Below are 22433 nucleotides of genomic sequence, written 5' to 3' on the forward strand. Positions count from 1 at the left end.
TTCGTAGTGAATTGATTTGCCTTAAAATCATGGACGCAGAGTATATATTTTATTTTTTATGATCATCGGCGCGCTAAATGAAACATGATGATAACAAAAAGCGCGCCTTATAATACGTTCACCCGTCCGGGAATAAAACTACCCTGGTTGGTAGGTAACGTCGTTAGCCGGGTAATCGATTTTTGGGACGGCCCGGCCCAAGCAGTATTGCCAGTTTACTGCCGCCTTTGGTGGTTTCCATCCAGATTTTACACACGCTGGTCAGCGGTACGGAGAGCAGCATTCCTACCGGGCCGAGCAGCCAACCCCAGATGAGCAATGAGAGAAATACCACCAGCGTCGACATGCCAAGACGGTGCCCCATCATGCGTGGCTCCACCATGTTGCCCAGCACCATATGCACCACCAGAAACAGCGCCCCGACGAGAAAACATTCATAGAGGCCATTAAACAGCAGTGCCTGAATCATAGGAGGAACGGCGGAGATCACCGAGCCAATATTGGGCACGTAGTTCAGCAGAAACGCCAGCACGCCCCACATCAATGCAAACTGAATATCCATGAGCGCCAGACCCAACCAGATAATCACCCCGGTCCACAGGCTAAGCAGCGTTTTCAGCGCCAGATAGTGTGATACTCCTTTCAATGCCCGGTGCAGACCCGCGATGTGAATTTGAGGGTTATTCAGAGCAAAACGCATTTTGTAAGGTACATGGCGGACTTCAAACAGCATAAAAACCACGGTCATGACCAGCAGCACGACGCTGGCCATCGCGCCGGAAAGCCCGGTCATCAGGGTGGTCGTGAAGGCCATGATTTTTTCCGAATCCATCCGCTGTAGCATTCGCTCTGGCGACATATGCAGATTGAGAAAAGGCATCATATCCTGCAGATACAATAACTTGCGCGTTAACTCTTTATTGTAGCTCGGCAGCATGGCGATAAATTCATTGATCGACGCGGCGAGCACGCCAATGAGCGCGGTGAGGGCAATAAGCATCACCACCACCACAATGGTGATCGCCACGGGTCGCTTGATGCCGCGACGCACGAACCAGGTGACCAGCGGGTTAAGGACGATAGCGAAAAAGAGCGCCAGCAACAGTTGCACAATAATATCGGCGGCAGCGTGGATCCCGGCGAGGATCACCACCAGCGAAGCCAGTTTGAGCAAAATATGCATACCCGTTTTGTCGGGCTGGGGGGTTGTCATGGTTACGTCCTGTTTATGATTTTCATTAAGTGTAGCGTCTGGCTTGCTGCCGATAATCCTAATCTTCATGCTGATTTTCCCGCCGTTGCATGGTAGAAGGGAAACACTGTGGTAAAAACGTGGTGATCCCCATGCCCGAACCTGTCGCTGACCCGGCGCTTACTGGATTGCGCCTCAATCTGCGCATTGTCTCTGTTGTCATGTTTAACTTTGCCAGCTACCTCACTATTGGCCTGCCGCTGGCGGTACTTCCCGGCTATGTCCATGATGTCATGGGATTTAGCGCGTTCTGGGCGGGACTGGTTATCAGCCTGCAATATTTCGCTACCTTGCTCAGCCGCCCTCATGCCGGTCGCTACGCCGATTTACTCGGGCCGAAAAAAATCGTCGTTTTTGGTCTGTGCGGCTGTTTTTTAAGCGGGGCGGGCTATTTTCTGGCCGCAAGCGTCAGCCCGTGGCCGGTTGCCAGTCTGCTGTTGCTGTGTCTGGGGCGTGTGATTCTGGGCATTGGACAGAGCTTCGCCGGTACGGGATCGACGCTGTGGGGCGTGGGCGTTGTCGGTTCGCTGCATATTGGCCGGGTGATTTCGTGGAACGGCATCGTCACGTATGGCGCGATGGCGATGGGCGCGCCGCTTGGCGTACTGTTTTACGCCTGGGGCGGCCTGCAGGGTCTGGCGATGATCATCATGGGCGTTGCGCTACTGGCGGTATTACTGGCGATTCCGCGCCCGGCGGTAAAAGCGAACAAAGGTAAACCGCTGCCGTTTCGCGCGGTACTTGGACGCGTCTGGCTGTACGGCATGGCGCTGGCGCTGGCATCCGCCGGATTCGGGGTGATCGCCACGTTCATCACTCTGTTTTATGACGCCAAAGGCTGGGACGGCGCGGCCTTTGCGCTGACCTTATTCAGCTGCGCTTTTGTCGGGACGCGTCTGCTGTTTCCCAACGGCATTAACCGCCTGGGCGGGCTGAACGTGGCGATGATCTGCTTTAGCGTCGAAATCGTCGGTCTGTTGCTGGTCGGCGTGGCGGTGATGCCGTGGATGGCGAAAGTCGGCGTGCTGCTGGCGGGAATGGGTTTCTCACTGGTGTTCCCGGCGCTGGGCGTGGTGGCGGTGAAGGCGGTGCCGCAGCAGAATCAGGGGGCGGCGCTGGCGACATATACGGTCTTTATGGATTTGTCGCTTGGGGTGACGGGACCGCTGGCGGGGCTGGTGATGAGCTGGGCGGGTGTCCCGGTGATCTACCTTGCGGCGGCGGGACTGGTGGTCATTGCGCTGTTGCTGACGTGGCGGTTAAAAAAACGGCCTCCGCAGGAGTCTGAGGAGGCCGCTTCATCCGCGTAGAACGTTACTGGATAACCAGCGTATTGATGATGTTCTCGGCTGTGGTTTGTGCTTTCTGCTGATCGTCCGCAGGCAGCGTGATTTGCAGAGTCAGCAATTGGTCATCGACTTTACCCAACAGGACAGAGGAATACGCCGTCTGGCCTTTTGCGGAGATAATGCTGTCTAACTGCTGCAGCGTGTGGCCTTTCAGCTCGATGGATTTGTTGGTCACCACCTGCAACTGCGGGTCACGGGCGCGCTGTTGATCTTCCAGACGTTTCGCCAGCACCGCCAGGTCTTCGCTGGTGTTGTCACCAACAATCACAATCACCGCTTTCTGTCCGGTTGAATCCGAGTAAACGTGCATGTTATTCGCCTGGGTGCCCAGCTTACCGCTTTGATCGGTCATATCCGCGGGCAGGGAGAAACTGAGTTTACCGTCGAGCAGCGTAATAGGCTGACCGGTGGCCTGGCTTTCTGCCGCCGCACCGTCTGCAGGCGCTTTCGTCTCACTATTATCACAGGCCGCCAGCCCCATCACCAGCAGGCCAATCCCGACATATTTAACCAGATTGCGCATTGACTTCTTCCTTTCGATAAACGGCCATAACGGCTCATGGGTTCATCTTAACACAACTCGGAAAACGAACCTTTAACTCGTCTGCATTGCCGGGATTTCGGATTTATCTGCCAGTCTTTTCAGCAACATATTCAGCAACACACCGTACATCGGCAGGAAGAAAATCATGCTGATAAGCACCTTGAAGCCGTAGTCGACGAGGGCAATTTCCATCCAGTGCTCGGCCATAAACGCATCCGGGCTGCGCCAGAACGCGATAAAGAAGAACGCGAGGGTATCACTGATATTGCCAAACAGCGTGGACGCGGTTGGCGCCAGCCACCAGCGCTGATTCTGTCGCAGGCGGTTAAAGACATGCACGTCGAGGATCTGCCCCAGCGCGTAAGCCATGAAGCTGGCGGCGGCGATACGGGCGACGAACAAATTAAACTGCGCCAGCGCGCCGAATCCTTGCCAGGCGCCCATGTAAAACAGCGACGAGATAATATAAGAGACCAGCAGCGCCGGGATCATCACCGCGAAAATAATCCGTCGGGCCAGCGGCGCGCCAAAAATACGCACGGTCAGGTCGGTGGCGAGAAAGATAAACGGAAAGCTGAATGCGCCCCATGTGGTATGAAAACCAAAAATGGTGATGGGAAGCTGAACCAGATAATTACTGGAGGTGATCACCAGCAGATGAAATAGTGATAGCCAGAACAACGCTTTTACGCGCTGCGATTGAGAGAACGACGTCATATTGTACCTTTTTAATTTTGGGGTGAGGGAACCCAATACGTGCTTCACGCTATTTTCCTTGCCATTTTTCCCTTAAGGTAAACTGGCTGCGACAATAACGCGTTTTAAACCGGGTAAGGCCGCCGCATGATACTGCTTTAGCGGGACTTTGCAATGGTTGTTTTTCACGCAATCGTTAACCTGATTGGCTTAGCGCGCAACAGGGCGTAAACTACGGCGGTTTTTATGTATATGAGACCACCATGAGCGATCTGTTTACCTCTCCCGACCACACTCTTGATGCCCAGGGGCTCCGCTGCCCGGAACCGGTGATGATGGTACGTAAAACCGTCCGCGGTATGCAGAGCGGCGAAACGCTGCTGATTGTGGCGGACGACCCGGCGACCACTCGCGACATCCCCGGCTTCTGTACCTTTATGGAGCATGAACTGCTGGCTCAGGAAACCGAGGCGCTACCCTATCGTTATCTGCTGCGTAAAGGCTAAATCATTTGCCGCTTTGAATCTGCGCCGGGCTCAGATAAAACGCGTGAGCGTTTTGAACCCCCTTCAGGACGGCCCGAAGGGGGAGCTTCGCGAAAAATGCTTTCGTATTGCGTGCACGCTCCGGTGCTTCCACATCGTCCGTATTCAACAGATCGTGCTACTCTCGCTGACAAAGGCTTTTATCCGCAGCGGCGACATGCTGTACCTGTCCCGATAAAATAATCGCCTTCTATAATTTAAACCACTCTATTCACATTACGCATTTCATCCTGTCAGATAATCCTTATTATTGCCGATAAATTGAAAAAATTTATTATTTCGCTATACGGAATCTCTTTATCAGCGTAAAAGTTAATTTCCAGGGATATTGTTGCCACTGTTGTATTACCTCAACATGTAATAAAGGGATGAAATGAGTGATATTGTTTACCTGACGATCGCAGGGGAACAACAAGGCGCTATTTCTGACAGTTGTGGAACCGCTGATTCAATTGGGAACCGTCGACAAATCGGTCACGAGAACGAAATTTTTGTTTTTTCGCTCACGAATAGTCTTACCAGTACCGGTAATGGTTCGCAACAGCATGGGCTAAGTTTCAAGAAACTGATCGATAAAAGCACACCATTGTTGTCGAATGCGATTAATAATAACGAACAGTTATATATGGAGTTTTATTTCTACCGCATCAATGCCTATGGCCGATGGGAGAAATATTATTATCTTCAATTGCGAGGCGTTTTCATATCAAGTATCCATTATCTATTTTCGCCAGGTAATTTAGATACGGAAACTATTGTTGTAAATTATGAATATATCCTCAGCAAACATCTTATTGCTAACACGGAGTTTGGCTATCTGGCGTTCCCTGCTGACTATAACCGCTTGTTTATACCCGTCAAAAATGAAACGGCGATCAATGTGTTAACAACGTTGAATAGCAAGTCTGTCGGTAGGCTTCTCGCTGCTGGTGGGATTTATAACGGGAATATCGACGGCTTCGAAGAGACAGCGAAAAAACTGGGAGGAGAAGCGCCTGATGGCTACAACCAGGTGATGGATAACCAGGGTTTATTGATTACTGGCGCGTCGTTGATGGCTGGATTAATGATGGGGAGGATGAAGTTTCCGCAGCTATCAAAACTTGATGTTTATGGAGCGAAAGGAGCATTCACATCACGACCATTTGATGCAAAAAAGGCCGGTGGGCCTGTTGAACATTTAACAACAGAAGGAGTTGTGATCACTCATGAAGGAGTTGACATTGTAGAGAAGCATGTTTCTCGGTTTGATGCTGATCCCGGGAATGAATTCATGGTTAATAGATTAAGAAAAATTGCAGATGGTAAGATGACTGCGGAGCAAGTTGATTTAAACTACTACACTCACGAATGTAGAGAGTATCAACGATACTGTAATCTTGGTTGGGAAACTGGACGGCCTACGGATTACGATGAATCATATGATTTATGGAATAATGCTCATACAGCAACTCTTGAGGATTATAGAATTACTGGCGATGATCTTTATCACAAGGATGCCCCAACATGGTAAATGAAACTGAATTTAATATCCTTAAGCTGTTAGCTTCAAGGGTTGATGTTAAATGGAATTGGTACACCCTTGATCGTGCGATGAGTTCGAGGGAAATGGATGGTATTGGCAATGTCGCAAGGCTTGTGAAAAACCTTGAAGAGCAAGGTTTAGTTGATTTCATACCTTCTACAGTGCCTTCAATGCCAACATATCGTGTTTCTGAAAAGGGATATGAATACATAAAAAATATGGATGAACTAAAAGAGTCTTAATCCAAAGCCGGGTAAGATTTCCTTCTGCCCGGCTTAACGACATCACAGTTCTAAACCATCGTTTCAAAACTTCACAATTTTGTGAGGTGCTTCACCTCCGCTTTTCAGGGCGTAGTCTAGTTTTTAAGCGTACAAAACTAAAACACTGTTTTAACGCTTACCTCACTACCCTGGAGCTCACGAAATGAAAACGACCCTCAAGCCGTTACTGGCCGTGCTGTGCCTGTCTGCTTTTTCCTGCGCCGTTTCTGCGCAAACGATTAAAGCCGCCGACGTCCATCCCGAAGGCTACCCGAACGTGGTGGCGGTGCAGCAGATGGGCGAGAAATTAAAACAACAAACCAATGGCGAGCTGGAAATCAAAGTTTTTCCGGGTGGCGTGCTCGGGGATGAAAAACAGATGATTGAGCAGGCGCAAATGGGGGCGATCGATATGATTCGCGTCTCGATGGCGCCGGTTGCGGCGATTCTGCCCGATATCGAAGTCTTTACCCTGCCGTACGTGTTCCGCGACGAAGACCATATGCACAAGGTGATCGACGGCGATATCGGGAAGCAGATCGGCGACAAGCTCACTGCTAACCCGAAATCGCGGCTGGTCTTTTTAGGCTGGATGGATTCCGGTACCCGCAACTTGATCACCAAAAATCCGGTAGCGAAACCGGAAGATTTGAAAGGTATGAAGATCCGCGTTCAGGGCAGTCCGGTCGCGCTGGCGACATTGAAGGATATGGGGGCGAACTCAGTGGCGATGGGCGTCAGCGAAGTGTATAGCGGCATGCAAACCGGCGTGATTGACGGCGCGGAAAACAATCCGCCGACCTATATTGCCCATAACTACCTGCCGGTCGCCAAAAACTACACCCTTAGCGGGCACTTTATCACCCCAGAAATGCTGCTCTATTCGAAAGTGAAATGGGACAAGCTCAACGCCGACCAGCAGCAAAAACTCCTCACTCTCGCCCGTGAAGCGCAGTTTGAACAGCGCAAGCTATGGGATGCCTATAACCAGCAGGCGCTGGAAAAAATGAAGGCAGGCGGCGTCCAGTTCCATGACATCGACAAGGCGGTGTTTGTGAAAGCCACGGAGCCGGTACGCGCGCAATATGGCGAAAAACATCAGGATCTGATGAACGCTATCGCGGCTGTGAAGTGATCCCACCCCGTTGCGGAGGAAATATGTCCGAACTGTACCTGAAGTGGATGGATCGCCTGTACCTGCTGGCGATGACCGTGGCGGGGGTGTCGCTGCTGGTGATGACCACCGTCATCCCCATCGGCATCTTCTCGCGCTATGTGCTGAATCGCGGGGAGTCATGGCCGGAACCGATCGCCATTATTTGCATGGTGACTTTTACCTTTATCGGCGCGGCGGTGGGCTACCGCGCCGGATCGCACATCGCGGTGAACATGCTGACCGACCGTCTGCCGCCGGTGCTGAAAACCGCCTGCGCACGGGTGGTGGATCTGTTGATGTTGCTGATTTCGCTGATCATGTTCTGGTACAGCTATCTGCTGTGCGTCGATCTGTGGGAGCAGCCAGTGGCGGAATTCCCAATACTGACGTCGGGTGAAAGCTACCTGCCGCTGCCCATCGGTTCGGCAATTCTGATTTTCTTCGTCCTTGAGCGCCTGTTCTTTGGCTCACAGGAACACCGTCCGGTCGTGACGATCGGCAACCACGGTTAAGGGGTGAACAATGGACGCCTTTATCTTGTTATTCACCCTCGCCATTTTGCTGGCGCTGGGCATGCCAGTGGCCTTTGCCGTCGGCCTGAGCGCCGTTGCGGGCGCGCTGTGGATCGATTTACCGCTGGAAGCGCTGATGATCCAAATCACCAGCGGGGTCAACAAGTTCACCCTGCTGGCGATCCCGTTTTTTATTCTTGCCGGGGCGATCATGGCGGAAGGGGGAATCGCCCGGCGGCTGGTCAACTTTGCCTATCTGTTCGTCGGCTTTATTCGCGGCGGATTGTCGCTGGTGAACATTGTCGCCTCGACCTTTTTCGGCGCGATTTCCGGCTCGTCGGTGGCGGATACGGCGTCCATCGGTAGCGTGATGATCCCGGAGATGGAGAAAAAGGGCTATCCGCGCGAGTACGCGGCGGCGGTCACCGCGAGCGGTTCAGTGCAGGCGATTTTGATTCCACCGAGCCATAACTCGGTGATCTACTCGCTGGCGGCGGGCGGGACGGTCTCTATCGCCACGTTGTTTATCGCGGGGGTGTTGCCGGGACTGCTGCTCGGGCTGTGTCTGATGGGGCTGTGCCTCTGTTTTGCGCGTAAGCGTGGCTACCCGAAAGGTGAACGGATCCCGTTTCGCCAGGCGGTGAAAATCTTCATTGACGCGCTGTGGGGGTTGATGACGGTCGTGATCATTCTGGGCGGTATATTGTCGGGAATTTTTACCGCCACCGAATCGGCGGCGGTGGCCTGCCTGTGGGCCTTTTTCGTCACCATGTTTATTTACCGTGACTATAAGTGGAATGAGCTGCCCAAACTGATGTGCCGGACGGTGAAAACGGTCACTATCGTGATGATTTTGATCGGCTTCGCCGCAGCGTTTGGCGCGGTGATGACCTATATGCAGTTGCCGATGCGTATCACCGAATTCTTCACCTCGCTTTCCGATAATAAGTACGTGATCCTGATGTATCTCAACATCATGCTGCTGCTGATTGGCACGCTGATGGATATGGCGCCGATCATCCTGATCCTGACGCCGGTGCTGTTGCCGGTGACCAATGCGTTAGGGATCGATCCGGTGCATTTCGGGATGATTATGATGGTGAACCTGGGGATTGGACTGATTACCCCACCGGTCGGATCGGTGCTGTTTGTGGCCAGCGCGGTAAGTAAGCAGAAAATTGAACACGTGGTGCGGGCGATGCTGCCCTTCTACGGTCTGCTGCTGGTGGTGCTGGCAATGGTGACCTATATCCCCGCCATCTCGCTGTGGCTGCCGGGGCTTCTGGGAATGCAGTAAGACACAAAGCCGGATGGCGCTATCCGGCCTACACGTCATGCTACGCGTAGGGCCGGTAAGCGCCACCGGGCTTTTTTTACCGACGACGCAACAGTCGCAGCGCGTTAGCCGTCACCAGTACCGTCGCGCCGGTATCCGCCAGCACCGCCAGCCACAGCCCGGTCATGCCGAGCAGGGTGGTGACGAGGAAGATCCCCTTCAGCCCCAGCGCAATGGCGATGTTCTGGCGAATATTGGCGTGCGTCGCCCGCGCCAGCGTCACCATTTGCACGAGTCCGGTCAGACGATTGTGGGTTAGCGCAGCGTCTGCTGTTTCCAGCGCCACGTCGGTACCGCTGCCCATCGCAATCCCGATGGCGGCGGCTTTCATCGCGGGAGCGTCGTTAATGCCGTCGCCCACCATCGCCAGCGGCGACTGCTGATTCAGCGCGCTGACCGCCTGGACTTTGTCTTCCGGCAGGAGTCCCGCTTTGTAATCCAGTCCCAACGTCTCCGCGATGGCCGCCGCCGCGCGTGGGTTGTCGCCGGTGAGGATGACGCCTTCAACCCCCAGCGCGTTCAGTGCGCTTATGGCGGTACGGGCATCGTCCCGTAGCGTATCCTGGAGGGCGATAACGCCGAGCACGATGCCATTTCGCCGCACTAATACGACCGTCTGACCTGAACGTTCAAGCTGATTAATGCGCGCAGCAAACGCCTCGTCAGGCTGTTTCCCGGCGGCGCTAATCAGGACGCGCTCACCGTTGACCCGAGCCTCAATGCCGGAACCGACCAGCGCGCGCTGTCCGTCGGCGGCGGGGAGGGTAAGCGCCCGCTGTTGCGCTTCACGTACAATCGCCTGCGCCAGCGGGTGCGTCGCGCCTTGCTCCACCGCTGCCGCCAGCGCCAGCAGCTCAGTCTCGCTGATACCCGTGGCAGGATGAATTGCCGTCACGCGCGGCTTGCCTACGGTCAGCGTCCCGGTTTTATCAAACGCGACCTGCGTGACACGTCCTAGCTGTTCCAGCGCCGCGCCGCCTTTGATCAGCGCCCCGCGACGCGCCGCCGCCGCCAGCCCGGAGGTAATCGCCGCCGGGGTGGAAATCACCAGCGCGCACGGACAGCCAATCAGTAACAGCGTCAGTCCCTTATAAATCCACTCCTGCCAGCTACCGGCAAACAGCAGTGGCGGAACGAGCATCACCAGCAGGGCGACGACCATGATGGCGGGCGTGTAAATCCGGCTGAAGCGGTCGATAAAGCGTTCGATGGGCGCGCGCCGTTCTTCCGCTTCTTCAATCAGCTTCAGGATGCGATCTATGGCGCTGGCACCCGCTTCCGACAGTACCTCCAGCGTGACAAGACGATCCACGCTGGTCGCCCCCGCCGGGACTTTCTCGCCGCTGGCGCGTTCAACCGGGATCGACTCGCCGGTCAGGGCGCTTTCGTCAAAGCTGGCGAACGCGGACAGCAGTTTTCCGTCGGCGGGCAGGCGTCCTCCGGCGGCGACTTCAATCACATCGCCCGGTTGCAGAGTGTTGATGGCGACCTCTTCGCGCACGCCGTCGCGCAGGCGGATTGCCACCTCTGGTTTTAGCGCCATCAGCGCGCTGACCCCTTTGCGGGCGCGACTGGCGGCCCATCCCTCTAACCGCTCGCCAATCAGGAACAGCAGCAGCACCATTGCCGCTTCCGCTGTAGCGCCAATAAACAGCGCGCCGATGGCGGCGACACTCATCAGCGTTTCAATGGCAAACCAACTGCCGGATTTCATCAGGCGCAGCGCCTGGCGGGCGATGGGATACAGCCCGACCAGCGTGGTGGCGATAAACGCCAGTTGTCCGAACAGAGGGTTGAACTGCTCCAGCCCCCAACTGACCGCCATCATCACAATCAGGGTCAGTAGCGGCAGATTCTCTTTGACGCGCGATTCCGGCGCGGCGGCGTTGGCCTGCTCGTCTTGCAGCGTATAGCCCGCATTTTGCACTGCCCGCGCGATTTGTGAACGCAGATCGCCGTCGCTGTCGACCACCAGCTTTTCGGTAGCAAACAGCACCTGAACCTGATTCACGCCGCTTATCTGGCGCACCGCGTTCTCAACTTTGCGGGCGCAGGCGGCGCAGTCCATACCGGCGATTTTCCAGCTATAACGGGCGCCTTTTACCGTTTCAGCGACGGTTTCCGGCGAGTCGCAGGCACCGTCGCAGCAACAGGCATCGGCTTTCTGCGGCGCCGGGGCGAGTGTGAAGGATGAAAATTGTGGGGCTTTTTTGCCATCAGTATCGGGTGTCGACATGGCATCCTCCGGTTGATGATAATTTTCTCATTAACCGGAGGATACACTCTGGAGTCGACTCCAGAGTCAAGCACTATCAGAGATAAAGTGAGCGGACGATCAGGAAATGCCCGGCGAAGTAGCAGGCCGCAGCGATAGCGTTGTCGGCACGAAAGCGGCGGCGGTAATGACTGCCCAGCCAGACAATGTTACCCAGGAACAGCAGCGCCGCCCCCATAAACGCCGACAGCGCGGGCGCGGTGGGTCGGAAAAACCACAGTTCACCGGCCAGCCAGACCATGACCAGCGTCATGGCGACGAAGGTGCATACCGGCCAGCGCAGCTCCTCAAGACGCGACCAGATTACCGCGACGAGCAGCGCGCCCAGTACCAGGAGCGCTAATGGCAATGGCCAGAAGAATGAAAGCGTCATCTGGCTGGCGAAATAGATGGTGTACAGCAGATGCGAAAGGAAAAACGCGCCAATCGCGTACAGCAGACGCTGACGTGGCAAGAGCGTTAACGCATCGCCTAACAGCGACGCACAGAGACCCGCCAGCACCAGATAACTGATAGCGTCAAACATCGGCGCTTGCCAGGCGAGCAGCAGCAGGAGAAGCAGCGTGACAGGTTTAAAGACCCAACGTTGCCAGGCGGGGCCACGGTAAGAAGCATCCACAAACAGCCATGCGGAAAGGCAGACAGCGATAAACGACCAAAGCATCTTAGTTCCTTGAATTCGTTATTTTTTCGTAAGCGGTATGCTTACGGTCTTACTCTTCAGTTTAGAGGCGGGTAAGGGCGGATGACAACACCATAACGGTCAGGGTATGCTGATTTCCGCATTTTCTGATGGGTTAAGGGTATGAGTAAGCCACCGCTCTTTTTTATTTTAATCATTGTGTTAATTCTCATTGCCGCCTCGTTTCGTTTTATGCAGCAGCGGCGGGAAAAAGCCGATAACGAGGCTGCGCCCCTGCAACAGGCGCCAATGATGGTCAGCAACAAGCGGGAAAAGCCGCTCAATGACCGCCGCTCGCGTCAGCAGCAGGTCACCCCCGCAGGCGCCAGTATGCGATACGAAGCGAGCTTTAAGCCGCTACGCGGCGGACAGGAAAAAAACTTCCGCCTGGACGCGCAGCAGTACCACGCGCTGACAGTAGGCGACAAAGGGACGCTGAGCTTTAAGGGTACGCGGTTTGTCGGGTTTGTGGTTCACAGGCCGGATTAAATGCCATCCGGCTGTCAGCCTCATTTTTTGACGTTAAACTTCTTCTGCCATACCAACAGTTCAAACACGCCGAACAGGAAAATTCGCACTTTTTCCCCGTTGCTCATCTGCGGCCCGTCTTTTGGCAGGGTCGATTTCAGTAGCGCCAGTTGCATACCGTGCATCAGCGCCATAAACACCAGCGCGACGTTAACAAAAATATTGAGCGGGCGCGGAAACGGTTGCACCAGATTCCAGAGTAAAAAAGCCCAGACGCAGAGCATCAGTAAACGTCCAATATTAATCAGCATCGTTTTCTCCTTGTGCTTCGCGTTGATACAAGCGATAGGCAACCTGTCCGGCAACCTTCTCGCGATACAGCGACCAGTTATTGGGCACCGGCGGCAGACCGTTTTCCACTTCGCTTTCCACGTAAATATACGCCTCGTCAGCCAGCCAGCCATGGTTTTCCAGCAGGCGTAAGGTCTCTTCCAGCAGACCCTTGCGAAACGGCGGATCGACAAACACGACGCTGTGCGGCGTACCGGTCTGCGCCAGAAATGCCAGTGTATTCGTGTTTACGACGTTAGCGTTGCCTGCCTTCAGCGTCGCTAAATTCTTTTGTAACTGCTGCGCGACGGCGCGATCCATTTCCAGCAGGGTAGCAGACGCCGCGTAACGCGACAGCGCCTCCAGCCCCAGCGCGCCGCTTCCGGCGAAACAGTCGAGACAACGGGCGTCGACCATTACCGGCGCCAGCCAGTTAAACAGCGTCTCGCGCACGCGATCGGTGGTGGGACGCAGACCGGGGCTGTCCGGTACCGGAAGTTTGCGGCCGCGCCATTGCCCGCCAATAATGCGGATCTGGCCACTGCCAGAGTGATTCGGTTTTTTCATTTCTGCTGCTCAAACCGCCCTAATTCGGTCTTTCCAGGCGGTGATGTAAATTAAGTTAAGTGATAGACTATTTCATCATTTTTTTAGCTTCCATGTATATAGAGCCGCGAGGAGTGTAACCGCAGATGGCAAAACAGAAAAAACGTGGCTTCTTTTCCTGGCTGGGCTTTGGTGAAAAAGAGCAGGAACAAGAACAAAAAACCGAAGAACAGCAGGTTGTCGAGGAACAACGACAGGCAGACACGCCTGTTGAAACGGCAGCTGACGTAGAAGCAGAATCCCCTGCGCACAGCAAAGAAGAGACAGACCACTTTGCACAAGAGGTGGTTGAGGTCACCGAACAGGTTCAGGAGAGCGAAAAGCCGCAGTTGGTTGAGCCTGAACCGCCTGCCGTGGCAGACGAGCCACAACCGGAAGTGGAACCGCTTGCGGTCGCCGTACGTGAAGAACTGCCGCTGCCGGAAGAGGTAAACGCGGAAGAAATCTCTCCGGAAGAGTGGCAGGCGGAAGCCGAAACCGTTGAGATCGTTGACGCGGTAGAAGAAGAGGCGCAGAACATGCCGCCGCTGAGCGATGAAGAGCGGGAAGCGCAGGCGCTGGCGGCAGAAGCCGCAGAAGAAGCGGTGCTGGTGGTGCCGGTAGCGGAAGAAGACGCGCCGGTTGAAAAGATTGCGCAGGAGCAGGAGAAACCGACCAAAGAGGGTTTCTTTGCCCGTCTTAAGCGCAGCCTTCTGAAAACAAAAGAAAACCTCGGTTCCGGATTTATCAGTCTGTTCCGCGGGAAGAAAATCGACGATGATTTGTTTGAAGAGCTGGAAGAACAATTGCTGATCGCCGACGTGGGCGTGGAAACGACGCGTAAAATCATCACCAACCTGACCGAAGGCGCCAGCCGCAAGCAACTGCGTGATGCGGAAGCGCTGTACGGTCTGTTAAAAGATGAGATGGGCGAGATTCTGGCGAAGGTCGATGAACCGCTGAACGTGGAAGGCAAAACGCCGTTTGTGATTTTGATGGTGGGCGTCAATGGCGTCGGTAAAACCACCACCATCGGCAAGCTGGCGCGTCAGTTCGAGCAGCAGGGCAAATCGGTGATGCTGGCGGCAGGCGACACGTTCCGCGCCGCAGCGGTGGAACAGCTTCAGGTCTGGGGCCAGCGTAATAATATTCCGGTGATTGCCCAGCACACTGGCGCGGACTCTGCTTCCGTCATCTTTGACGCTATTCAGGCGGCGAAGGCGCGTAACATTGATGTGCTGATCGCCGACACCGCGGGGCGTCTGCAAAACAAATCGCATCTGATGGAAGAGTTGAAAAAAATCGTTCGCGTGATGAAGAAACTGGACGAGGATGCGCCGCATGAGGTTATGCTGACTATCGACGCCAGCACCGGGCAGAATGCGGTAAGCCAGGCCAAACTGTTCCATGAAGCCGTGGGGTTAACCGGGATCACCCTGACCAAGCTGGACGGCACGGCGAAAGGTGGGGTGATCTTCTCGGTGGCCGACCAGTTTGGCATTCCTATCCGCTATATTGGTGTGGGCGAACGTATCGAGGATTTGCGTCCGTTTAAGGCGGACGATTTTATTGAGGCACTTTTTGCCCGAGAGGATTAACAATGATTCGCTTTGAACATGTCAGCAAGGCCTATCTCGGCGGGAGACAAGCGCTGCAGGGCGTCACGTTCCACATGCAGCCGGGCGAGATGGCTTTTCTGACCGGCCACTCAGGCGCGGGGAAAAGTACCCTGCTGAAGCTGATCTGTGGGATTGAGCGGCCAAGCGCCGGGAAAATTATCTTCAGCGGACACGATATTACCCGTCTGAAGAATCGTGAAGTGCCGTTTTTGCGTCGGCAGATTGGCATGATTTTCCAGGATCACCATCTGCTGATGGACCGCACCGTTTACGACAATGTGGCGATCCCACTGATTATTGCTGGTGCCAGCGGAGACGACATTCGTCGCCGCGTGTCGGCGGCGCTGGATAAAGTCGGGCTGCTGGACAAAGCGAAAAACTTCCCTATTCAACTCTCCGGCGGTGAACAGCAGCGTGTGGGTATCGCCCGTGCGGTGGTCAATAAACCGGCGGTCCTGTTGGCGGATGAACCAACCGGTAACCTGGATGACGCGTTGTCAGAAGGGATCCTGCGTTTGTTCGAAGAATTTAACCGTGTGGGGGTCACCGTCCTGATGGCCACCCACGACATCGGGCTGATTTCCCGCCGATCTTATCGCCAACTGGTGCTAAGCGATGGACACCTGCATGGAGGCGTGGCTTATGAATAAGCGCGATGCGATGAATCATATCCGGCAGTTCGGCGGGCGTCTGGATCGTCTGCGCCGCTCTGGCGGTTCGTCAGGCGACGGTGGCCGCAATACCCCGAAGCGGGCGAAACCGTCGCCGAAACCTAACTCGCGGAAAACCAACGTTTTCAACGAGCAGGTACGCTACGCGTTCCAGGGCGCGTTACAGGATCTGAAAAGCAAACCACTGGCGACCTTTTTAACGGTGATGGTCATTGCCATCTCTCTGACGCTGCCGAGCGTTTGCTATATGGTCTACAAGAACGTCAACCAGGCGGCGACGCAGTATTATCCGTCTCCACAGATCACTGTTTATCTGCAAAAAACGCTGGATGACGATGCGGCGGCGGGGGTGGTGGCGCAGCTTCAGGCCGAGCAGGGCGTGGACAAGGTGAATTACCTGTCGCGGGAAGACGCGCTGGGTGAGTTCCGTAACTGGTCCGGCTTTGGCGGCGCGCTGGACATGCTGGAAGAGAACCCGCTCCCGGCGGTGGCCGTGGTGGTGCCGAAGCTTGATTTCCAGGGCACCGATTCGCTTAATACCCTGCGCGATCGTATCTCGCAGATTAACGGCATCGATGAAGTACGTATGGACGACAGCTGGTTTGCCCGCCTGGCGGCGCTGACCGGTCTGGTGGGCCGCGTATCAGCCATGATCGGCGTACTGATGGTGGCAGCGGTGTTCCTGGTGATCGGCAACAGCGTACGCCTGAGCATTTTTGCCCGTCGCGATACCATTAACGTGCAAAAACTGATTGGCGCGACGGATGGATTTATTCTCCGTCCGTTCCTTTACGGCGGCGCGCTGCTCGGCTTTTCCGGCGCGTTTCTTTCACTGATTTTATCTGAAATTTTGGTGATGCGGCTGTCTTCGGCAGTGACAGAAGTGGCGCAGGTTTTCGGAACGAAGTTTGATCTCAATGGGTTATCGTTCGATGAATGCCTGTTATTGCTGCTGGTTTGCTCGATGATCGGCTGGGTGGCGGCGTGGCTTGCCACGGTTCAACATTTACGCCACTTTACTCCCGATTAATAAAATCGTGGTATAATCTTTCCCTGCAATGGATTTCCGTTCGCAGGGAAAGAGTCTCCGTTGTCCTCTTCCCCGCTTTCATCTTCATGTCACATTTTGTGCGCAATTTATACACAACGTTGCATGGAACTTGTGGATAAAATCACGGTCTGATAAAAGAGTGAATGATAATCTCGTTGCTCATTAACGCTGGCACGGTTGTTGCTGATGACTTTCAGGTAGTGCCAGACGATAAAAAATTGAGAGGATTTGAATGACCAAAGAAATGCAAAATTTAGCTTTAGCCCCTGTTGGTAACCTGGAGTCTTACATCCGGGCTGCGAACGCGTGGCCGATGTTATCGGCTGACGAAGAGCGGGCACTGGCTGAAAGGCTGCATTACCAGGGCGATCTGGAAGCAGCTAAGACGCTGATCCTGTCTCACCTGCGCTTTGTTGTTCATATTGCTCGTAACTACGCGGGCTATGGCCTGCCGCAGGCGGATTTGATTCAGGAAGGTAATATCGGCCTGATGAAAGCCGTGCGCCGTTTCAACCCGGAAGTGGGTGTGCGCCTGGTCTCCTTCGCCGTACACTGGATCAAAGCGGAGATCCACGAATACGTTCTGCGTAACTGGCGTATCGTCAAAGTCGCGACCACCAAAGCGCAGCGTAAGCTGTTCTTTAACCTGCGTAAAACCAAGCAGCGCCTGGGCTGGTTTAACCAGGATGAAGTTGAAATGGTGGCGCGCGAGCTGGGCGTGTCCAGCAAAGACGTGCGTGAGATGGAGTCCCGCATGGCGGCGCAGGACATGACCTTTGACATGTCTTCGGACGATGAGTCCGACAGCCAGCCGATGGCCCCGGTCCTGTATTTGCAGGATAAAACCTCTAACTTTGCCGACGGCATTGAAGAGGATAACTGGGAAGATCAGGCGGCCAACAAGCTGACCCACGCGATGGAAGGTCTCGACGAACGTAGTCAGGACATCATTCGCGCCCGCTGGCTGGACGAAGACAACAAGTCCACCTTGCAGGAACTGGCTGACCGCTATGGCGTGTCTGCTGAACGTGTCCGCCAGCTTGAAAAGAACGCAATGAAAAAACTGCGCGCCGCGATCGAAGCATAACACCGCAAGCGCAGCTAAAAACGCCCCGACATTGGTTGGGGCGTTTTGCTTTCAGGCGTTCATCAACAGCACCTGCGGGCAGTTGTCACGCAAACAGTCCAGCAGCGTGGCGAATGCAGGCACCATCTGTTCTTCCGTCAGACAGGCGAACCCCAACAGCAGCCCCTGCTTGCGCTGGGCGGTCAGGTAATAACGCGAAAGCGGACGTACCAGAATATTTTGCGCATTGGCGCTGGCCGCGACGGCGACATCATCCACCTCATCCGGCAGGTTGAGGATCAAATGCAGCCCGGCATTATCGCTGAAATCCGACAGCGCCCGCGTCCCACAGTGACGTTCAATCAGCTCGGTGAGAAAGGCACGACGGCGGCTGTATAACAAACGCATACGGCGGATGTGCGCCGAATAATGTCCGCCGTTGATAAACTCTGCCAGCGCCATCTGAATCAGTGAATGCCCACCGCGATACAGCTCCGCATGGGCGCTTTTCAGGGCGTGCGCCAGCGGGCGAGGCAGCACCATATAACCCAGTCGAAGCCCCGGATAGAGCGTTTTACTGAAGGTGCCGATATAAACGACTGGCGCATCCGGCACCAGACCCTGCAACGCCGGGATCGGTTGTCCAGAAAAGCGAAACTCGCTGTCATAGTCGTCTTCCACAATCCAACTGCCGTACTGCCGGGCGAGTGCCAGCAGCCGCTGACGTCGCTCAAGACTCATCACCGCGCCCAGCGGGTACTGATGAGAGGGCGTAACGAAGATCAGACGCGGTGCTTCATCCGGCCTGTCGGGCGGCGCGAGGCCGCTGGCATCAACGGGGACAGGCGTAATGCGTAGATCGTTCATCGCCAGCACATGGCGGATCCCCCAGTAGGAGGGTTCCTCCACCCACGCCAGGTCGCCGGTATCAGCCAGCATCCGCGTCACCAGGTCGATAGCCTGGTGGATCCCCTCCGTGATAAGTATTTGATCTGCCTGACAGCGCACACCCCGGGCGACGCGCAGATAATCCACCAACGCATGTTGCAGTTCCGGCGTCCCGCCATTGCAGCTGTAGCTCAGCCGTTCCGGCTTCGGTCGACGGCTGATGCGTGCCTGTAACTTACTGAAAAGTGGATGGGGAAAGGCATTGACGTCGGGAACGCCGGGAATAAATGCTCCCCATTGTCGTGGGCTGGCGCTGACGTGCTGCAGCAAAAAATGGCCGCGCTGCGAAACGGAGGATGCCTGTGCGGCCGTCTCACTGTTTTCCACTCCGGCTGCCGCCGTTAAAAAGGTATCGGGGGTGGTTTGTGCGACGAATGTCCCGCTTCCTCGTCGGGAAACCACATATCCTTCCGCCAGCAATTGTTCATAAGTTGTTAATATGGTGTTTCTGGAAATCCCAAGCTCGCCCGCGAGATCGCGCGATGCGGGCAAGCGGCTATGCGGCGGTAAAGAACCGTCGAGAATCGCCCGGCGAAGCGCGTTGTAGAGCCGTTTGTGCAGGAATTCATCCTGTTCCTGTTGGAGTCTGACCAACAGGAGATCGCCCACTAATGCCCGCAATTGGATCCCTCAGATATTCTGAATTGGTACTCGATTATAGGGCCAACACCTGTGTAAATAAACGTCATCGTTTCGAATTTGTTGCAATAAAGTGACATTCATAACAGGAGATCCGAGGGTGAAAAGTTCAGAACTGAATCAGCGTCGCCAGCAGGCGACTCCCCGTGGTGTTGGTGTGATGTGCGACTACTTTGTCGAAAAGGCCGAAAACGCCACAATTTGGGACATTGAAGGCAAAGAAGTGATCGATTTTGCCGCCGGGATCGCCGTCCTTAACACCGGCCACCGCCACCCGAAAATTGTCGCGGCGGTAGAAAAACAGCTTCAGGCGTTTACCCATACCGCCTACCAGATTGTGCCTTACGAGAGCTACGTGTCGCTGGCGGAGCGCATCAACGCCATTGCGCCGATCGACGGTCCGGCGAAAACCGCGTTTTTCACCACCGGCGCCGAAGCGGTTGAAAACGCGGTCAAAATTGCCCGCGCCCATACCGGTCGTCCGGGGTTGATCACCTTCGGCGGCGGGTTTCACGGACGTACCTTCATGACCATGGCGCTGACCGGCAAAGTGGCGCCTTACAAAATAGGTTTTGGGCCTTTCCCCGGTTCGGTCTATCACGCTGTGTACCCGAACGCGGCTCACGGCGTGACCGTCGAGGACGCGATCAAAAGCCTGGAGCGCCTCTTTAAGGCCGATATCGCCGCGGATCAGGTCGCTGCCATTGTTATTGAGCCGATTCAGGGCGAGGGCGGTTTTAACGTCGCGCCTGCGGCCTTTATGCAGGCGTTGCGTAAAATTTGCGATACCCACGGCATTCTGCTGATTGCGGATGAAGTGCAGACCGGCTTTGCCCGTACCGGCAAGGTCTTTGCGATGCAGCACTATGACGTGAAGCCCGACCTGATGACGATGGCGAAAAGCCTGGCGGGCGGCTTCCCGCTCTCTGGCGTTGTGGGGCGTGCTGAGGTGATGGATGCGCCTGCTCCCGGTGGGCTGGGCGGTACCTACGCCGGTAATCCGCTGGCGGTTGCCGCCGCGCACGCGGTGCTGGACATCATTGAAGAAGAGCAATTGTGCCAGCGGGCGAGCCAGCTGGGCGAGCATCTGAAAGAAGTGCTGAATCAGGCGCGCGAGCACTGCCCGGCGATTGTTGACGTTCGGGGACTCGGTTCGATGGTAGCGGTGGAATTTAACGATCCGCAAACCGGCGAACCGTCTGCCGAATTTACCCGCGAGGTCCAGCGCAAAGCGCAGGAAAACGGCCTGCTGCTGTTGAGTTGTGGCGTATATGGCAACGTCATACGTTTTCTTTATCCCTTAACGATCCCGGATGCGCAATTCTCTAAAGCGCTGGATATTCTGACCCGCGCGCTACGGGGCTGACGCACCCGGACCGGCAGGCAGCGGCAGGGAAGCCTCTACGACAACTGAGTTGTTCCCGTTCAGCGTGAGTGGTTAATCACCCTGATATCACCTTTTTTCCGGCGGCGCTCGTCGCCGGAGTAAAACGGAAAATATTATGTCTGAAAACTCCACCTTTTCTCCGGCGCTGACGCGTCGGGAGCGTACCGCTGTACCCGCTAAATCGTTGAGCTTTGTTGAGGGCGTGTCGATGATCGTCGGCACCAACATCGGCGCAGGGGTATTATCCATCGCTTACGCCTCCAGCAAAGCGGGTTTCCTGCCGCTGTTGTTCTGGCTGGTGCTGGTTGGCAGCCTGACCACCATCACCATGTTGTACGTTGCAGAATCCACCCTTCGCACCCGCAAGCATCTACAGCTCAGCGGTTTGTCGCACCGTTACGTCGGACGGTTTGGGGCGCTGATGATGTTTATGTCCGTCTGCGTCAACAGCGTCGGCGCGCTCATTGCCTACATGACCGGTAGCGGCAAACTGTTGCACTCGTTATTAGGGATTTCGCCCGCGCTCGGCAGCGCGCTGTTTTTTATTCCGGCGGCCGGCGTGCTTTATCTTGGCCTGAAGGCAATTGGTCGCGGGGAGAAATTTATCAGCATCGGGATGGTCGTCATGATCGCTGTGCTGATCGTCGCCACGATGCTGAAAGAAACTACCCAGGTACGCTATCTGCTGGACGGCAACTGGCTGTACATGGTGCCGGTGTTTAACGTGGTAGCATTTTGCTTCTCCGCGCAGTACATCGTGCCGGAAATGGCGCGCGGCTTTGTCGATAAGCCGGAAAAACTGCCAAAAGCGATTATGGTCGGAATGGCGATTACTTTCAGCCTGCTGGCGCTGGTGCCGATGTCGGTCATCATGTTAAACGGCCTCGATAACATTACCGATGTGGCGACCATCTCATGGGGACGCGCGTTGGGAGAGTGGGCTTTCTTCTCGGCGAACCTGTTTGCGCTGTGCGCCATGTTGACTTCGTACTGGGGGCTGGGCGGCAGCTTTCTGACCAATATTTTCGATCAGTTTCGCCTAGGCGATGATGCGCAGCCGTTGAAGCGCTTTCTGGTGCTGGTGGTGGTGGCCGTGCCGCCGTTTATCCTTGCCTACAGCGGTATGGTGTCGTTTGTAAATGCGCTCTATTTCGCCGGGGTGTTCAGCGGCGTGATTCTGTCGATTATGCCCATTCTCATGTTGAAAGGCGCGCGTCAGCGCGGCGATGTAACGCCTGGCTGGACCTGCCCGGCATGGATTACTCATCCTGTTATTCAGGGATTCATCGTATTGCTTTACCTGTGCAGCGCCGTGTATGCCATTGCTTCTGCGCTGGGTTACCTTCCGGCTGGCTGGTAATCCGGTATTTTACTCCCCCGCGTCTTCCGGAAGGACGCGGTTTTTTTTGTCACTCATTTGTTACATTCGCCGTAATTTAGTCTTTTCAAACGCCAGTAAATAACGGTATGTTTAGCATAGTGTGCTGCAAAAGCGCGAAAGGCAGCCCTTAAGATAGCTATCATATGCTTTTCT

At 55.2% G+C, this 22433-nt stretch carries 22 protein-coding genes; 14 read left to right on the forward strand and 8 right to left on the reverse strand.

Annotated elements, in window-relative coordinates; translation table 11 throughout:
- Positions 1-163: 163 nt before the first annotated feature.
- Positions 164-1213, reverse strand: coding sequence for an AI-2E family transporter (locus tag HVX72_RS01245; protein WP_181822388.1), 1050 nt, complete (start codon positions 1211-1213; stop codon positions 164-166).
- Between the two features lie 89 nt (positions 1214-1302).
- Between HVX72_RS01245 and HVX72_RS01250 the strand changes: the two genes are divergently transcribed.
- Complete coding sequence (locus tag HVX72_RS01250) at positions 1303-2562, forward strand: MFS transporter (protein WP_072014968.1); 1260 nt, start codon at positions 1303-1305, stop codon at positions 2560-2562.
- Between the two features lie 4 nt (positions 2563-2566).
- Here HVX72_RS01250 and HVX72_RS01255 read toward each other — a convergent pair whose 3' ends face one another.
- Together HVX72_RS01255 and HVX72_RS01260 are read right to left on the reverse strand one after the other, a co-directional pair.
- Positions 2567-3124 (reverse strand): DcrB family lipoprotein, encoded by a 558-nt coding sequence (locus HVX72_RS01255; protein ID WP_060570187.1) that lies wholly within the window; start codon positions 3122-3124, stop codon positions 2567-2569.
- Between the two features lie 72 nt (positions 3125-3196).
- Positions 3197-3862: a 7-cyano-7-deazaguanine/7-aminomethyl-7-deazaguanine transporter gene (locus HVX72_RS01260; protein WP_181822389.1), complete on the reverse strand. Its 666-nt coding sequence runs from the start codon at positions 3860-3862 to the stop codon at positions 3197-3199.
- Between the two features lie 242 nt (positions 3863-4104).
- Here HVX72_RS01260 and tusA point away from each other — a divergent pair, with 242 nt between their 5' ends.
- The 6 genes from tusA (at position 4105) to HVX72_RS01290 (ending at position 9139) form a co-directional block, all read left to right on the forward strand.
- Positions 4105-4347, forward strand: coding sequence for a sulfurtransferase TusA (gene tusA / locus HVX72_RS01265; protein WP_042286560.1), 243 nt, complete (start codon positions 4105-4107; stop codon positions 4345-4347).
- Between the two features lie 412 nt (positions 4348-4759).
- Positions 4760-5899 carry a type VI secretion system tube protein TssD gene (gene tssD, locus HVX72_RS01270; protein ID WP_181822390.1) on the forward strand — a complete coding sequence of 380 codons (1140 nt, stop codon included), beginning with the start codon at positions 4760-4762 and terminating at the stop codon, positions 5897-5899.
- The gene (locus tag HVX72_RS01275) at positions 5893-6153 is read left to right on the forward strand and encodes a hypothetical protein (RefSeq protein ID WP_042286554.1); all 261 of its coding nucleotides are present in this window, start codon (positions 5893-5895) and stop codon (positions 6151-6153) included. Before tssD ends, HVX72_RS01275 begins: the two co-directional genes overlap by 7 nt.
- Before the next feature lie 184 nt (positions 6154-6337).
- Positions 6338-7309 (forward strand): TRAP transporter substrate-binding protein, encoded by a 972-nt coding sequence (locus HVX72_RS01280; protein ID WP_181822391.1) that lies wholly within the window; start codon positions 6338-6340, stop codon positions 7307-7309.
- 23 nt (positions 7310-7332) lie between these two features.
- Positions 7333-7842 (forward strand): TRAP transporter small permease, encoded by a 510-nt coding sequence (locus HVX72_RS01285; RefSeq protein WP_181822392.1) that lies wholly within the window; start codon positions 7333-7335, stop codon positions 7840-7842.
- 10 nt (positions 7843-7852) lie between these two features.
- Positions 7853-9139 (forward strand): TRAP transporter large permease, encoded by a 1287-nt coding sequence (locus HVX72_RS01290; protein WP_181822393.1) that lies wholly within the window; start codon positions 7853-7855, stop codon positions 9137-9139.
- A gap of 76 nt (positions 9140-9215) precedes the next feature.
- Here the strand turns inward: HVX72_RS01290 and zntA are convergent, their stop codons facing one another.
- Entirely contained in the window at positions 9216-11414 is a 2199-nt protein-coding gene (gene zntA / locus HVX72_RS01295) for a Zn(II)/Cd(II)/Pb(II) translocating P-type ATPase ZntA (protein ID WP_181822394.1), read from the reverse strand.
- A gap of 76 nt (positions 11415-11490) precedes the next feature.
- A complete protein-coding gene (locus HVX72_RS01300) occupies positions 11491-12117 on the reverse strand; it encodes a lysoplasmalogenase (protein WP_042286542.1) in 627 nt (208 codons plus the stop codon).
- 141 nt (positions 12118-12258) lie between these two features.
- Here HVX72_RS01300 and HVX72_RS01305 point away from each other — a divergent pair, with 141 nt between their 5' ends.
- On the forward strand, positions 12259-12624 hold the full coding sequence (locus HVX72_RS01305; protein ID WP_181822395.1) for a DUF2500 domain-containing protein: 366 nt from the start codon (positions 12259-12261) through the stop codon (positions 12622-12624).
- A gap of 20 nt (positions 12625-12644) precedes the next feature.
- Here the strand turns inward: HVX72_RS01305 and HVX72_RS01310 are convergent, their stop codons facing one another.
- Positions 12645-12914: a DUF1145 family protein gene (locus HVX72_RS01310; protein WP_042286536.1), complete on the reverse strand. Its 270-nt coding sequence runs from the start codon at positions 12912-12914 to the stop codon at positions 12645-12647.
- Positions 12904-13500 carry a 16S rRNA (guanine(966)-N(2))-methyltransferase gene (gene rsmD / locus HVX72_RS01315; protein WP_042286534.1) on the reverse strand — a complete coding sequence of 199 codons (597 nt, stop codon included), beginning with the start codon at positions 13498-13500 and terminating at the stop codon, positions 12904-12906. The genes HVX72_RS01310 and rsmD overlap by 11 nt, the downstream gene beginning before the upstream one ends.
- Before the next feature lie 125 nt (positions 13501-13625).
- Between rsmD and ftsY the strand changes: the two genes are divergently transcribed.
- From ftsY to rpoH, 4 genes are all read left to right on the forward strand, one after another.
- Positions 13626-15116: a signal recognition particle-docking protein FtsY gene (gene ftsY, locus HVX72_RS01320; protein ID WP_181822396.1), complete on the forward strand. Its 1491-nt coding sequence runs from the start codon at positions 13626-13628 to the stop codon at positions 15114-15116.
- Positions 15117-15118: 2 nt separating this feature from the next.
- Positions 15119-15787: a cell division ATP-binding protein FtsE gene (gene ftsE / locus HVX72_RS01325; protein WP_012908291.1), complete on the forward strand. Its 669-nt coding sequence runs from the start codon at positions 15119-15121 to the stop codon at positions 15785-15787.
- Entirely contained in the window at positions 15780-16838 is a 1059-nt protein-coding gene (gene ftsX, locus HVX72_RS01330) for a permease-like cell division protein FtsX (RefSeq protein WP_181822397.1), read from the forward strand. Before ftsE ends, ftsX begins: the two co-directional genes overlap by 8 nt.
- Positions 16839-17091: 253 nt before the next feature.
- Positions 17092-17946 (forward strand): RNA polymerase sigma factor RpoH, encoded by an 855-nt coding sequence (rpoH, locus tag HVX72_RS01335; protein ID WP_042286526.1) that lies wholly within the window; start codon positions 17092-17094, stop codon positions 17944-17946.
- Positions 17947-17997: 51 nt separating this feature from the next.
- On the opposite strand, the gene HVX72_RS01340 is transcribed toward rpoH, so the two are convergent.
- Positions 17998-19494 (reverse strand): PLP-dependent aminotransferase family protein, encoded by a 1497-nt coding sequence (locus HVX72_RS01340; RefSeq protein ID WP_060570178.1) that lies wholly within the window; start codon positions 19492-19494, stop codon positions 17998-18000.
- Between the two features lie 118 nt (positions 19495-19612).
- Here HVX72_RS01340 and HVX72_RS01345 point away from each other — a divergent pair, with 118 nt between their 5' ends.
- Both HVX72_RS01345 and HVX72_RS01350 read left to right on the forward strand, forming a co-directional pair.
- Entirely contained in the window at positions 19613-20878 is a 1266-nt protein-coding gene (locus tag HVX72_RS01345) for a 4-aminobutyrate--2-oxoglutarate transaminase (RefSeq protein ID WP_181822398.1), read from the forward strand.
- Between the two features lie 136 nt (positions 20879-21014).
- Positions 21015-22259 (forward strand): aromatic amino acid transport family protein, encoded by a 1245-nt coding sequence (locus HVX72_RS01350; protein ID WP_042286519.1) that lies wholly within the window; start codon positions 21015-21017, stop codon positions 22257-22259.
- Positions 22260-22433 lie beyond the last annotated feature (174 nt).

Origin of the sequence: Citrobacter sp. RHB21-C05 (assembly GCF_013889015.1) — a bacterium.
Classification (GTDB): Bacteria; Pseudomonadota; Gammaproteobacteria; order Enterobacterales; family Enterobacteriaceae; genus Citrobacter_A; species Citrobacter_A sedlakii.